This window comes from Microbacterium rhizomatis (assembly GCF_008710745.1).
GTDB classification, from domain to species: domain Bacteria; phylum Actinomycetota; class Actinomycetes; order Actinomycetales; family Microbacteriaceae; genus Microbacterium; species Microbacterium rhizomatis.
Genome location: NZ_VYSA01000001.1, coordinates 1,675,320 through 1,689,040, shown reverse-complemented (window position 1 = coordinate 1,689,040; position 13,721 = coordinate 1,675,320). Strand labels below are relative to the sequence as shown.

Genomic DNA, 13,721 nt, shown 5'->3' with positions numbered 1-13,721 from the left:
GCATCCGAAAGTCGGAGGATCATGCGTATGTCGGAGGATTCGAGCGGGATGCTCCGGCTTTCGGCAGATTCTCCGACGTTCGGACAGACGCCGCGCCGGTGGCCCCGCAACCCTAGACTCGCGAACGTGAGCGAAGACCCGAAATCGACCTCCGACCAGCGTCCTGCCCCTGGAACACGGACGATCTTCCGATGGCGCAAATGGGACGGCGGACCTCATTGGGAGCACGACTGCGCCTACCTCGGTTCGGACCGATGGGGACAGTGGTTCGGTCAGCCCGCCGGATGGCGCAGCGCCCGGCCGGGGGCGGAGTTCGTGGCAGAGCATCCGAACGTCACCCTCCTTCCCCCCAGCGGCGACTACGCCTACACGCACAATGCGCCGCCGCACCATGTGCGCGTGTACATCGACCTCGCGTGGGACGCAGGCTGGCGCGGCGGCGAGCCGACGGGGATCGACATGGACCTCGACGTCGTGCGCGCCGACGATGGGCGAGGCACGTGGATCGACGACAGGGACGAATGGGACGAGCACCGGGTGAGGTTTGGCTACCCGCGCGACCTCGTGACTCGGCTCGAGGCGCTCGCGATCGATCTCGAGCGCGCCGTCGCGGCGCGCGAGGCGCCGTTCGACGATCGGACGGCGGATACCTGGCTCAGAGTGCTCGCGGGGTTCGACCTCAGCTGAGGTCGGTCGCGGCAGGCCGAACCGCGCGGGTCCTGCGCGCGTCGACGGCGGTGAGCGCGAGGAGCGCGACGCAGAGGATGCCGAGGGCCGGGGCCATGATGTCGACGGCTGCACCGAGCCCGAGTGCGGTGGCTACGGCGCCCGCCACTATCGCCGTGACAGCCTGGAGCAGATAGGCAAAGAGGTACAGGAGCGAGAGGGTCGCTCCTCGGTGCTGCACCGGCGCGGCGCGGTTGATGAGCCCGAGTCCACCCGTGAAGGCGAACGAGTATGCGACGCCGCCGACGACGCACCACACCAGGAACAGGCCGATCGAGCCGGTCGCGGCGACGACGGCCATGATTCCCAGGCTCGCGAGCGAGAGTGTGCCGCCCACCCAGGCGGCGGTGTGCGCGGGCACCCGGGAGAGCAGGAGGGCGGTGACTCCGATCGCGAGGGACGAGCATCCGAGCAGGCAGCCGACGACGATCATGTCGCTCGTCTGGCCGAACTGGCGCACCATCTGCGCGCCGAGCGAAAGGAAGATCGCGCCCACGCAGTACGCGATCGAGACTGACAGTGTCGCGATCACGAACACCGTCCGGATGCCGGCGGGCACGCTGAGCGGCTGAGGACGCCAGCGGGCGGTCGCCGCTTCGCGGTCGTCGGGCGTGGCCGCGAGGACACCGACGGCGACGGCTGCCAGGACGAACAGGACGACATAGGTCCACACGAGGGGGAGTGGAACGAGCTGCGCCAGGAATCCGGAAACGACCAGAGCCAGGGTCAGTCCCGTAGAGGTGGACACCGTGGCGAGCGAGCTGGCGAATCGTGGGTTGCGCGAGACGTTGTTCTCGACGAGCGCCGCGCTTGCGGCGCCGAGCGCAAGGGCCGTGCCGGCGCCCTGCAGCACGCGCCCCGCGAACAGGAAGCCGACGTTCGGGGCCACCGCGAAGATCACGGCGGATGCCGCGATCAGGCCGATCCCGATCATCATTGCGCGCTTCCGCCCGATGACATCGGAGAGGCCGCCGAACACCAGCAGCACGAGGATGAGAGCGAGGGGATACGTGCCGAACACGGCGGTGGTCACCGCGGGAGTGAGCCCCCACTCTGCCGCGTACAGCGGATAGAGCACGCTCGGTGCTCCGCTGGCCCATAGGCAGAGCGCCAGGACGGATGATGCCGACCAGAACGTGGCTCTCCCGCCGAGGCGGCGCCGGGCGCCCCGCCCTGCGGGCGCGTCGAGGGAGGACACGGCGGACGTGGGCGCTGCAGTCATGGCGCCACTGTAACGCCCTGGATTTGAATTGCCAACTCAGGGGGCGCGGCGTAGCCTGAGGGGCATGACTCCTCGTGATCCAGCCGGGCCCGACGGCGACCTCGGCGGCGTCGATCACGAGCGGGCTGTGTCGCGCCACGCCGATCCCGAGCCGCGCTGCCAGATCGTGCGCACGCTCGACATCGTCGGTGAGAAGTGGTCGCTGCTCGTCATTCGCGATGCGCTGCGAGGAGTCACGAGGTTCTCCGACTTCCGCGCCTCGCTGGGCGCACCGAGCGACATCCTCTCCGCGCGGCTCGCGCGACTGGTCGATGCCGGGATCCTCGAGAAGCGGATGTACCGAGAGGTCGGCCAGCGCGAGCGTCCGAGCTACCACCTGACCGAGGCCGGCCGCGGGCTTCAGCTCGTCATCGCCTCGATGGTGCAGTGGAACGACCGCTTCGATCCGGCGCCGGCGGGCGCGGCATCCGTCGTCGTCGACCCGGTCGAAGGCGCCCCGCTGGCCCTCGCCTTCGTCGACCTCGACGGCCGGGTGGTCGACCCCGACGAAGTGGCGATCGTTCCGGGTCCGGGCGCCCTCTCGACCTGGTAACCCGTAGGCCCCTCCGTTTCCCCATCGAGCGGTCGAAACACCGGGAGAGACCGCGTCCTACCGTCCTGTTCCGCCTCGTCGAGCCCATTCCGGCCCATTCGAGCCAGGGCTTCGACGCTCGGGCCGCTGACCGCCCCGCCGCGGGGCTGAGCCGGCCCGCCTAGACTCGTCGGGTGACCTCCGAGCCCCACCGCGCCGACCTCGGCAAAGACCCTGCGCGCGTCAGCGGCATGTTCGACGAGGTCGCCGCCGGATACGACCGCACCAACACGGTGCTGAGCCTCGGCAACGACCAGCTCTGGCGCGTGGCCACGACCCGCGCGGTGGCGCCCCGGCAGGGCCAGCGCATCCTCGACCTCGCCGCCGGCACCGGCGCCAGCTCGGTCGCCCTTGCCCGCAGCGGCGCCGAGGTCGTCGCCGCCGACTTCTCGCCCGGCATGATCGCCGAGGGTGAGCGGCGGCACGGGGCAGGGGCACCCGGAGGCGGGATCCCGAATCTGTCGTTCGTCGAGGCGGACGCGACGGCCCTGCCCTTCGGCGATGCCGAGTTCGACACCGTGACGATCTCGTTCGGCCTCCGCAACGTCAACGACCCGAAGAAGGCGCTCGCAGAGATGCTGCGCGTGACGAAACCCGGCGGGCGGCTCGTGGTGTGCGAATTCTCGCAGCCGCCCTCACGCACGTTCAACGGCCTCTACCGCTTCTACAACGACCGCGTGCTGCCGATCGTCGCCAAGGCGGTCAGCTCGAACGCGGACGCATACGACTACCTGAACGAGTCGATCAAGGACTGGCCCGACCAGCGCACCCTGGCGACGTGGATCCGCGAGGCCGGATGGACGGACGTGGCCCACCGCAACCTCTCGTACGGCATCGTCGCGCTGCACCGCGCGAGCAAACCTGGCGCCGCCCAGCCCACGGTAGGCTGAGAGCGTGTCCTCGAGTCCCTCAGCGCCGGGCTCGCCATTCGCGGGCAAGTTGGGCGCGGGCAAGCTGGGCCTGAGCGAACGCATCTTCGCCGGCCCGCGATCGCGCCGTCTCATGGCACGGGTCGAAGACGGACTCGCCGAGGTCGATCGCAACCTCTCCGTCGAGCTGACGATCACCGACCGGCTCGTCGACGCGGCGAGCCGCTACCTGTACGAGGCGGGCGGCAAGCGCATCCGTCCCCTGCTGGCGCTGCTGACCGCGCAACTGGGCAGGGGCGTCACGCCCGAAGTGGTGCAGGTCGCGACGGCGCTCGAGATCACTCACCTCGGCTCGCTCTATCACGATGATGTGATGGATGCCGCGGAGAAGCGCCGCGGAGTGCCCAGCGCCCAGACGGTGTGGGGCAACAACGTCGCGATCCTCACGGGCGACCTGCTGTTCTCACGAGCCAGTCAGATCATGGCGAAGCTCGGCGAGCGGGCCATCCATCTGCAGGCCGACACGTTCGAACGCCTGGTGCTCGGGCAGATGCACGAGACCCTCGGTCCCCAGGAGGGCGACGAACCGGTCGACTTCTACCTGAACGTGCTGTCCGACAAGACGGGTTCGCTCATCGCCGCTGCGGCCCAGGCCGGCGTGATCTTCTCGGACGGGCCCCGCGAGTTCGAAGACGCGCTCTCTCAATTCGGCGAGAAGGCGGGCGTCGCCTTCCAGCTCCTGGACGACGTGATCGACCTGTCGGCCGACCCCGACGAGACGGGCAAGGTGCCGGGCACCGACCTGCGCGCGGGCGTCCCGACCATGCCCTACCTGCTGCTCGGGCAGCGGACGGATGCCGCTTCCACCGCTCTTCGCGAGCGCATCGACGCGGGCGTCGCGGCGATCGCCGACGGCGGCGACCCGAGCATCCTCGATACTGACCTCAGCGAACTGCGCGAGCATGAGGCGACGAAGGCCACGCGCGAGCTCGCCAACTCGTGGTCGCGCGAGGCGGTCGACGCCCTCGAACCGCTGCCGGACGGCCCGGTGCGCGAAGGGCTGACGCGGTTCGCTCAGGCCGTGGCCGACCGCTCCAGCTGACCCGACGCGATCGGTCGCCGTGCTCGACGAAGCATCCGACGACGTTCCAGATCCCGTGCCAACCAAGGAGAACCACATGACCAAGCTCAGGCTGGCCATCGTCGGTGCCGGACCCGCCGGCATCTACGCAGCAGACATCCTGCTCAAGGCGGAGCGCAAGTTCGACGTGTCGATCGACCTGTTCGAGCAGCTTCCCGCGCCCTACGGGCTCGTCCGCTACGGTGTCGCTCCCGACCACCCGCGTATCAAGGGCATCATCACGGCGCTGCGCGACGTGCTCGACCGCGGCGACATCCGGATCTTCGGCAACGTCCGCTTCGGCGAGGACCTCACGCTCGACGACCTCAAGCAGCACTATCACGCCGTGATCTTCGCGACCGGGGCGATCCGGGACGCCGATCTCGACATCCCCGGCATCGACGCCGTCGGTTCGTACGGCGCCGCCGACTTCGTCAGCTGGTTCGACGGGCACCCCGATGTGCCGCGCGAGTGGCCGCTGGATGCGGCATCCGTCGCGGTCGTGGGGGTCGGGAACGTCGCGCTCGACGTCTCGCGCATGCTCGCCAAGCACGCGGAAGACCTGCTGCCCACCGAGATCCCCGAGAACGTGCACGCGGGCCTGGCCGCTTCGGCGGTGACGGATGTGCATGTGTTCGGCCGCCGCGGCCCGGCGCAGGTCAAGTTCACGCCGCTGGAACTCCGCGAACTCGGCGAGCTGCGCGACGTCGACATGGTCGTCTACGACGAGGACTTCGACTACGACGATGCCTCGCGCGCCGCGATCGCGAGCAACAAGCAGGTCATGGTGATCGACCGCGTACTGCAGTCGTGGCGGCAGCGACCCTCGGTGAACAACGCAGGGGGCGAGGCATCCCGCCGCCTTCACCTGCACTTCTGGGCGAAGCCCGTCGAGGTCAAGACCGACGCCGAAGGGCACGTGTCTGCGCTGGTGTACGAGCGCACGCGGCCCGATGCCGAAGGCGGGGTGGTCGGCACCGGCGAGATGCGCGAAGTGCCGATCCAGGCGCTCTACCGGGCCGTCGGCTACTTCGGGTCGCCCCTGCCCGGCGTGCCGTTCGACAAGCGTCACGGCGTGATCCCGAACCACGAGGGCCAGGCCGTGCACAAGGACTCGAACGAGCGGGTACCGGGCGTGTACGCGACGGGATGGATCAAACGCGGACCTGTCGGCCTGATCGGACACACGAAGTCCGACGCGATGGAGACCGTCCGCCACCTCATCAATGACCAGGCGTCGTGGTGGCAGCCGGCCGACCCGTCCGACGAGGCGATCCCGGCGCTTCTCGCCGCGCGCGGCGTGAAGTGGACCGACCTCGAGGGCTGGCACCGGCTCGACGAGCATGAGATCGCCCTGGGTGCGCCGCACGGCCGGGCGCGCATCAAGGTGGTTCCGCGCGACGAGATGATCACGGTCTCCCGCGGCGAGTAGGTCACCGCGCGCCGGCGGGCCCCCGAGCCTAGGCTGGCGCAATGACGACCTTCTGGGTGCCCGACCTCCTCGGCGACGGCTTCGAGCAGCTCACCCTGCCCCTCGGTCATGACGACGAGGGGTCTGTCGTGGCGACGCTGGTGCGGAGCATCCCGAACCGGCTCTCGCGCGTGACCGGCCCGCTCGCCGATGTCGACGTGCTCTACGTGCACGGGTGGTCGGACTTCTTCTTCCAGACCGAGCTGGCACACTTCTGGACCCGGCTCGGTGCCCGGTTCTACGCGCTCGATCTGCGGAAGTACGGCCGGTCGCTGCGCGAGGGTCACACTCCTGGCTACATCGAATCGCTCGAGACGTACGACGAAGACATCGCCGCAGCTCGGGAGGTGATGGCCAGGGATGCCGGAACCCGCCGCCTCGTGCTGATGGGTCATTCGACCGGTGGCCTGACGCTCACGCTGTGGGCCGCGCGTCATCCCGATGCCGCGTCGGCGATCGTGCTGAACAGTCCGTGGCTCGAGCTCCAGCTGGGTGCGGTGGGGCGCCAGGCGCTCGCTCCCCTCGTGGGCGTGCGGGCGAAGTTCGATCCGCGGGGCACCCACCCCGCGGTCGATCTCGGCTACTACACCCGCGCCCAGAACGAACTCGGCAGCCTGCCTCCGTCCGTCGACATGTCGGTCTGGCGTCCTCCGCGCGGCTTCGCCACCCACCCGGGCTGGCTGAACGCGGTCATCCAGGGGCACCGCACGGTCGCGGCCGGTGTCGAGGTCGGAGCGCCCGCGCTCGTCCTGCTCTCGAAGCGCTTCACGTCGCCTTTCACGTGGTCGGAGGCGCTGACGACGTCGGACTCGGTGCTCGTCGTGGACGACATCGCTCGCGCCGCGACGCGCATCGGATCGCTCGTCACGATCGCCCGCATCGACGGGGCCATCCACGACGTCTTCCTGTCGGCCGCGGAGCCACGCAGGCAGGCGTACGACGCGCTCGAGCAGTGGATCATCGGATGCCTCGACCCCCGGCATCCTCTCCTCTTCGGCGCTACAGATCCCCGACCGTGACGTAGACGAATTCGGGCGCCGCGAACGGGCCTGTGATGACGCAGATCACGGTGAGCGATGTGTCGGGGGTCGCGAGGCTCCACTCGACCGCGACGTTGGCCGCATCGATGCGCCACGAGCGCAGCGGGTCGGGGGCGACCGAGCCTTCGGCGTACACGGTCTGGACCTGGGGTATGCAGACCGACGCCACGGCCGCCGGGTCGTAGCTCTGGACCGTGCCGTCGGCCCCGATCGCGGGGCCGGGATCGGTCGGCGGGAGGTCGGGCTCGGTCGGGGCCTCGTCGGTGGGATCCGCGGGCTCGCTGGGCGCCGCGTCGGTCGGTGCGGCCGAAGCGCCGGACGAACCGGTCGGGGAAGCCGATGCGGTGGACGACCGAGTCGTCGTGGCCGACGGCGACGCGGAGGGCCCGGCCGAACACGCCGCCAGCGCGACTGCCAGCGTGGTGGCGAGCACCGTCGCCGTGAGGAGGGCGGTGGCGGCGCGGCGACTCATCCTTCGATGATCGCACCGGCCGGGCGGGGTCGAAACCACCTGGTGCCCCGGCGGACGCCGTGATATCGGCCCCTCGCGAATCGACCCCTCACGTGAGGTGGTCGAAGTCGCCGGAGACCCAGCCGATGTGCCGGTCGGCCGACGCGCGGACGATCTCGCCCGCGTGCGCGGGGATGACGTTGTCGAAGTTGCCGTAGAGCCGGTCGAACGCGAAGCGCTCCACGTGGGCCGCGACGCGCTCGACGACGGCGCCCGACAGCGGCAGACGATTCGGGAAGCTTCGCATGAAGCTCACCGTTGCGCGATCGGGGTTGGCGAAGATCGTGTCGCTCGACAGCAGCACGCCCCCGCCTTCGGCACCGCTCGCCCAGTGCACGACGGAGCTGCCGGGGAAGTGCCCGCCGGGCTGCGTGAGCGTCACCCCGGGAAGGATCTCCCGCTCACCCGACCAGGTCGCGATCGCTGCGTCGTCGCGAGCCACCCAGTGCCGGTCTTTCTCGGCCACGAGGATCGGCACGCCGCCCAGCGCGCGGCTCCATTCGACCTGCACGCCGTACATGTGCGGATGACTCGCGACGATCGCGACGACGGGGCCGAGTTCGCGGATGCTCTGCACCCCCGCGTCGTCGAGGAACCCGAGCGGGTCGAACAGCAGGCACCCCGCCGACGTGCGGATGATCTTGGACTGCTGACCGATGCCCGCCTCGGGAGTGCTGGTGAGGCCCCAGAGATCGGGCTCCAGCTCGACGATGTCGGTGCGGGTTCCCGCCCCCGCCATCTCCGTCAGAGTGGTCCATCGCTGCCCCTCGGCGGGGACCCACTGCCGCTCGTCGGCGCAGATGGCGCACACCTCGACCCGCTCGTCGTGCTCCACCGCGCAGGTCGCACAGATCCACCACGACGTCTCGGCCATCCTCCGAGCGTTGCGCCCGAGGCATCCCACGTCAACCGGCTGTACATGGACCGCCCACCTGGCGCATGACGCGCGTCGGCGCGAGGCGCGGCGGCCCGTTGTGCCAGCTGAGCGGTAAGGGAAGGGGGGGCGCGAGGAGCGGGTGGTCGTCATGGCACCCGGAGCTCGCGGATGGGCTCGCGACGGCTCGCGATGACGGCGGGAAGCAGTGCGGCGAGGACTGCGGAGAAGAGCGCGAGCAGGGTGAGTCCGGCCGTGAACCCGAATCCCGGGAGCGGGTCTCGTGTGGCGAGGAGGGCGATGACGGAGGCGGTGAGTCCGACGGCGATCCCTATGGCAGCCAGGACCGTGGTCTGAGTCAGCAGCAGCGCGATGATCAATCCGCGGCTCGCCCCGAGTGCGCGGCGGCGTCCGAAGTCTTTTCGGCGCATCATGACCAGTCCGTAGAGGATCACGCTGACAAACACAGCCGTCGCAGCGAGCATGACGAGCACGAGCCCGCGCGAGAACGTCTCGAGCTGGCTTTGGACGAGCGTGCGGAGCTGCGCGAGCGCTTCCGACGTCTGCACGCTGATCTTGGCCGGGTCGTCGACGGCGAGCACCGAGAGCACGGCCGCAGACACGGGGGTCACAAGGTCGGGTCGCTGCGCGATCACGACCATCAGGGTGACGGGTGCAGCGCTGTTCGCCTCGGCCTGCGGGACGATGAGGAGAGGTTCGAGGCCGCTCAGGAATTCGGGAGTGGCGACCCGCCCGACGACCGCGTAGTCGATTCCGGCGGTGGTGGTGACCGAACCGGCGACATCCGGGAGGCCCAGCTGGTCGAGCGCGCGCGGCGAAGCGTAGGCGGCCGTGCCCGAAAGGGCGGGCGCCCCCGGCACTCCGATGCGCTCGAGATCCGTTCCGTAGGCGAGGCGCGAAGGGACGCGGCGGCCGTCGGGCACAGCGGTATTGGTGGCGTCCGTCGCTGCCGAGAACGCTGCAGCCCACTCGATGCCTTCGATGCGGGCGATGCGGTCGAGAACCTCGGCGGTGAGGCCCGCGTCGCCCTCCGCGCGGACCTGAATGGCGCGCGTGCCGGCATCGTCGATCGTTCCGAGGACCCGTTGTTCGGCTCCGACAGTACGGCCCGTGGTGAGCATGACGGTCAGCACCATGCCGACGAGCACCAGAACCGTGATCGCAGACGCCACCGGCTGCGATAGTGCGGACGCCCATCCTTCTCGGATGACCGCACCCGCGCGCCCCATCACAGGTCTATCCGCCGATCGCATGCGCCCGCCACCGCTGGGGAATGCGTGACGATGACCACGACGGCTCCCGAAGCGGCGTGATCGGTGAGCGCGTCGACCACCACGGCGCTGGTGGCGGCGTCGAGGTTGCCCGTGGGCTCGTCGGCGAGAAGGATGCGGGGTTCGCTGACGAGGGCCCGGCAAAGGGCGATGCGTTGCGCCTGGCCGCCGGAGATCTGCCCAGGTTTGCGGTCCTCCGGCACATCGACACCGAGCCGCGTGAGGAGCTCTGCGCCCCGCACCGCGACCCCGTTGCGCCGTTCGCCGCGGTAGAGCGCTGTCTCGAGGATGTTGTCCATGACCGTGCGGGTGGTGTCGAGCGCGGCATCCTGGAACACGAATCCGAACTTCTGCGCTCGCAGGTGTGCCCTCGCTGCGTCGCGCAGCGCCGACGCGGGGGTGCCGTCGATGGAGATCTCGCCCGAGTCCGGACGCAACATCAGCCCGAGCAGGTACAGAAGCGTCGATTTTCCTCGCCCGGACGGGCCTGTCAATGCGGTCGTCGAACCGACGGGGAATTCCGCCGACCAGTCCGCCACCACCGGAGCGCCACCTCGGTGGTACGAGAACGTCACGTTGTCGGCGCGCAGCACGTCACGGTTCCTCGCCGGGCACGCGCACGCGTGTTCCCGCTTCCACACCATCGATGACGCTCATTCCCCTCGCAGCCGCCGTCACGATCACCGTCCGTCGCTCGCCGTCTTCGGTGAGAACCGCGACCTGGCCGCCGGCATCGGTCACCAGCGCTGCGGACGGTACGACGAGTCCGGTCACCGATTCGACCGTGACCACTCGCGAATCCAGCGCGACGTCGCCGGTGACCGGCACCTGGCCGCACTCATCGCCGCACACTGCCGCACCGCGCGCACCTTCGAGCGCGACCGTGACCGTCGCCGACTCGGGGTGGGCGGTACTCTCCGCCGTGTAGCCGAGCCACTGCCCACCGTCGGGTGACGTGAGCTCGACACGTGTTCCGGGGGGCAGGAGTCCGGCCTGCGTATCGGTGACCGGAACATCGAAGGTGGGCGATGAGGGAAGCGCTCGCACAGCAGGCTCGCCCCCGTTCAACGTGGCACCGCGGAACACGACGGCCCCGTCGAGCGCCACCCGCGTCGGAAGTGTAGGAACGAAGATCACGTCGCCCGGCTCGACGACACCGGTCTGCGCGACCCCCATGTTCTTCTGCCACGTCTTGATCGATTCGATCGTTCGGGCGCCGGCGGTCCCATCCGACGAGCCCGCGTAGACGCCCATGTCCGACAGCATCGTCTGCAACTGGGCGACGTCGGCTCCCTCGGCGCCCAACGAGATGGCACGAAATGCGGGCACCTCGCCCTCCGCGACCACGACAGGGCGCAGGTCGATCGTGTACAAGACCGAGCCCTGCCCGACCTCATCCCCGACGCCGACGGTCACGGAAGTCACCACACCGGTGCCGCGGTTCACCCCCACCGGGACGGGTTTCCACTCCACAACGGTGTTGAGGTGGATGCTCGCGCCCACCTCGCCGGCCACCACCGACACGTACGTGTACGGCGTCGCCTCCGACACATCCGGTGCCGGTGACACGACTGTCGTGACAGCCCACCCGATCGCACCACCCACCACCAGGAGAACAGCGGCGCCGGCAGCGAACCGGTACCAGGGGCGGCGCGGGGTCAGATTCTCAGGGAGATCGCTCAACGTCGACCCGCTCTCCGCCGACCGCATCCTCTTCTTCGCCTCACTTCTGCCCGGGCGGGTTCATGATCGGACAATCGGCTCGAGCCTGGACGATCTCCGCACCGTGAATGTCTTCGAACGGAAGCCAGGGATCCGAGTCGAAGCTGTCGATGAACGCAGCGAGTGTGGGGCGCTCGGGGACGGAGTATCCGTGGGCGGTCAGGCAGTTTGCGATCTCGACGTACCAGTCGTAGGCAATCTCGATCCTCTCCGGTGTCATCGTCATGTCGATGTTCCCGCCCACCTCGTCAGAGCAGGCGGCGCCGTCTTCGAAGTAGCGCGGCTTCTGGGCTTCGGGGATGTGGGCGACGATCGCGCCGTTCTCGAACGTGACGTCCCACCCTTTGTCGGCGAGGCATTCGGCCTTCTTCTTCATCACCTCGGTGCTGAGAAAGAGCGCCGTGGGTCCGGACGCCTCGGGCGGGGCGCTGGAACAGGCGGAAAGAGCGGCGCCCGTCAGCGCGAGGATCGCGACCATCGCGGAGTGCTTAATCACCATTTGCTGTCAAAACGACTGGCAGTAGCGTTCGACAGAAGACACTGTGCCGACGGTTGGGCCGCTATCGTATGCCTGCGTGATGAACGGGCCCGATCGACCTGTAATCCACTTCCATCCCCAGTAGGTAGTCGTTGAAGAGGTGCCCATCTCAATGACACCGATATCCGCCATACCGCCGAATGACTTGAGCTGGAAGTACACCTCACCCTTCGCGTACGCCGAGGTGCCGACGAAGATCGACGGCACAGCCATACATTCAATGTTTCCACCGACGGCCATCGCATCGCTGGCGAACGCGGCACTGGGCACCCCCGCGGCCACCGCCAGTCCCATGATCGACGCGATTGCTGTCGTGTAGATTCGCTTGTTTCGACGTTGCTTTTGCATGCGGTGGTCCTCATCAGATCCTTGGTTAGTAGTATCCTAACAAACATTACACTCGACACACCAATGCCCGTCAACCGGGCAGCCGGCTCGGCAACGGTGACATATCGTCCCGGTGGGATGAGCCGCCGGCGGCCGGGGATGAGTAGCTTCGGGCCATGAGCCACAGACCAGCCCTGCGGGCGGTGTCGCACCGGCGGACGGCACCAGCCCCGGCGCGCACGGGCCCGGCCTCCGTGCGGCGTCCGATCGCCGCCCTCCTCGAGCGGCCGCTCGGCATCGCCTTCATCGCCACTCTCGGCGTCCTGGGCGCGATCGTGTTCGGGTGGGCGATCGGGTCGATCACGACGATCCTCATCTACATCGTGCTGGCGCTCTTCGTGGCGCTCGGACTCGACCCGGGCGTGCGGCTGCTCGAACGGCGGGGGATGCACCGAGGGGCCGCGATCGGCGTCGTCTTCGGCGCGTTCGCGCTGCTTGCGCTGGGCGTGCTGGTGTTCGTCCTGCCGCCGGTGTTCGCGCAGATCGGGGAGTTCTTCCGCGCGATCCCCTCGTCGGTCGCCGAACTCGAGGCCACGGCGTGGTTCGGTGCGCTGTCGCCGGACGCGCAGGCCGCCGTGAGAGCCGGTCTCGACGAGTTCACCCTCGCGGTGTCCAAACCCGAGTTCATCGCCGCGATCGGGGGCGGAGCCCTCGCGATCGGGGTGGGGATCGCCAACGCGGTCACCGCCGGCTTCATCGTCGTCGCGCTGACTCTCTACTTCCTGTCGTCGCTCGGGTCGATGAAGCAGGCACTGTACGCCCTGGCTCCGGCACGGAACCGGCCACGCCTGACCGACATGACGGAGCGGGTGACAGCATCCGTCGGCAGTTCGCTGCTCGGGTCCGTCATCCTCGCGGCGATCAATGCGGCGGTCGTGCTGGTGCTGCACCTGCTGATCGGGTTGCCGTACGCGGCGCTCATGGCGACGTTCGCGTTCGTCATCACGCTCATCCCGCTGTTCGGATCGGTGATCTTCCTGGTGGTCGCCTCACTCGTCGCGCTGTTCTCCAGCCCCACCCAGGCGCTGATCTTCGCGATCTGCTACCTCGTCTACATCCAGATCGAGTCGTACGTCGTGACCCCGCGGGTCATGAACCGCGCGATCTCGATCCCCGCCGCGCTCGTACTGATCGGCGCGATGATCGGCGGGGCGCTGCTCGGCATCCTCGGGGTGGTGATCGCCCTTCCGGTGATGGCGACGATCCTGCTGATCATCCGCGAAGTGGTCATTCCGAAGCAGGACCTCAAGGTCTGATCCCGGCACCGTCACGTGGCATACGCGCGTGGCAGACGTGCGCCGGTGCGTCAACGGCCTCG

General features: G+C 69.0%; 15 protein-coding genes. 7 read left to right on the top strand and 8 right to left on the bottom strand.

The window, feature by feature from the left end; translation table 11 throughout:
* Positions 1–126 precede the first annotated feature (126 nt).
* Complete coding sequence (locus F6B43_RS07825) at positions 127–687, top strand: DUF402 domain-containing protein (protein ID WP_246159846.1); 561 nt, start codon at positions 127–129, stop codon at positions 685–687.
* Here F6B43_RS07825 and F6B43_RS07820 read toward each other — a convergent pair.
* Positions 680–1,948: an MFS transporter gene (locus F6B43_RS07820; RefSeq protein WP_150448233.1), complete on the bottom strand. Its 1,269-nt coding sequence runs from the start codon at positions 1,946–1,948 to the stop codon at positions 680–682. The two genes, F6B43_RS07825 and F6B43_RS07820, sit on opposite strands and share 8 nt — an antisense overlap.
* Before the next feature lie 64 nt (positions 1,949–2,012).
* Between F6B43_RS07820 and F6B43_RS07815 the strand changes: the two genes are divergently transcribed.
* The 5 genes from F6B43_RS07815 to F6B43_RS07795 all read left to right on the top strand — a co-directional run bounded on the left by F6B43_RS07815 (position 2,013) and on the right by F6B43_RS07795 (position 7,058).
* A complete protein-coding gene (locus tag F6B43_RS07815; RefSeq protein ID WP_150448232.1) occupies positions 2,013–2,540 on the top strand; it encodes a winged helix-turn-helix transcriptional regulator in 528 nt (175 codons plus the stop codon).
* A 173-nt stretch (positions 2,541–2,713) separates the two neighbouring features.
* A complete protein-coding gene (locus F6B43_RS07810; protein ID WP_281349521.1) occupies positions 2,714–3,469 on the top strand; it encodes a class I SAM-dependent methyltransferase in 756 nt (251 codons plus the stop codon).
* Between the two features lie 4 nt (positions 3,470–3,473).
* On the top strand, positions 3,474–4,550 hold the full coding sequence (locus F6B43_RS07805; protein ID WP_150448231.1) for a polyprenyl synthetase family protein: 1,077 nt from the start codon (positions 3,474–3,476) through the stop codon (positions 4,548–4,550).
* A gap of 76 nt (positions 4,551–4,626) precedes the next feature.
* Positions 4,627–6,000 (top strand): FAD-dependent oxidoreductase, encoded by a 1,374-nt coding sequence (locus F6B43_RS07800; RefSeq protein WP_150448230.1) that lies wholly within the window; start codon positions 4,627–4,629, stop codon positions 5,998–6,000.
* Between the two features lie 41 nt (positions 6,001–6,041).
* Positions 6,042–7,058 carry an alpha/beta hydrolase gene (locus tag F6B43_RS07795; RefSeq protein ID WP_150448229.1) on the top strand — a complete coding sequence of 339 codons (1,017 nt, stop codon included), beginning with the start codon at positions 6,042–6,044 and terminating at the stop codon, positions 7,056–7,058.
* Here the strand turns inward: F6B43_RS07795 and F6B43_RS07790 are convergent.
* The 7 genes from F6B43_RS07790 to F6B43_RS07760 all read right to left on the bottom strand — a co-directional run bounded on the left by F6B43_RS07790 (position 7,039) and on the right by F6B43_RS07760 (position 12,364).
* Positions 7,039–7,551 (bottom strand): hypothetical protein, encoded by a 513-nt coding sequence (locus F6B43_RS07790; protein ID WP_150448228.1) that lies wholly within the window; start codon positions 7,549–7,551, stop codon positions 7,039–7,041. The two genes, F6B43_RS07795 and F6B43_RS07790, sit on opposite strands and share 20 nt — an antisense overlap.
* Positions 7,552–7,639: 88 nt before the next feature.
* Positions 7,640–8,464, bottom strand: coding sequence for an MBL fold metallo-hydrolase (locus tag F6B43_RS07785; protein ID WP_150448227.1), 825 nt, complete (start codon positions 8,462–8,464; stop codon positions 7,640–7,642).
* A gap of 149 nt (positions 8,465–8,613) precedes the next feature.
* Positions 8,614–9,657 (bottom strand): ABC transporter permease, encoded by a 1,044-nt coding sequence (locus tag F6B43_RS07780; protein ID WP_246159845.1) that lies wholly within the window; start codon positions 9,655–9,657, stop codon positions 8,614–8,616.
* Positions 9,658–9,713: 56 nt separating this feature from the next.
* The gene (locus F6B43_RS07775) at positions 9,714–10,349 is read right to left on the bottom strand and encodes an ABC transporter ATP-binding protein (RefSeq protein ID WP_246159844.1); all 636 of its coding nucleotides are present in this window, start codon (positions 10,347–10,349) and stop codon (positions 9,714–9,716) included.
* Between the two features lies 1 nt (position 10,350).
* Positions 10,351–11,439 (bottom strand): peptidoglycan-binding protein, encoded by a 1,089-nt coding sequence (locus tag F6B43_RS07770; RefSeq protein WP_246159843.1) that lies wholly within the window; start codon positions 11,437–11,439, stop codon positions 10,351–10,353.
* A gap of 40 nt (positions 11,440–11,479) precedes the next feature.
* Entirely contained in the window at positions 11,480–11,977 is a 498-nt protein-coding gene (locus F6B43_RS07765; RefSeq protein ID WP_150448225.1) for a hypothetical protein, read from the bottom strand.
* A 6-nt stretch (positions 11,978–11,983) separates the two neighbouring features.
* Complete coding sequence (locus F6B43_RS07760; RefSeq protein ID WP_150448224.1) at positions 11,984–12,364, bottom strand: hypothetical protein; 381 nt, start codon at positions 12,362–12,364, stop codon at positions 11,984–11,986.
* A gap of 155 nt (positions 12,365–12,519) precedes the next feature.
* On the opposite strand from F6B43_RS07760, the gene F6B43_RS07755 reads away from it, so the two are divergent.
* The gene (locus F6B43_RS07755) at positions 12,520–13,659 is read left to right on the top strand and encodes an AI-2E family transporter (RefSeq protein WP_150448223.1); all 1,140 of its coding nucleotides are present in this window, start codon (positions 12,520–12,522) and stop codon (positions 13,657–13,659) included.
* The last annotated feature ends 62 nt before the right edge of the window (positions 13,660–13,721 follow it).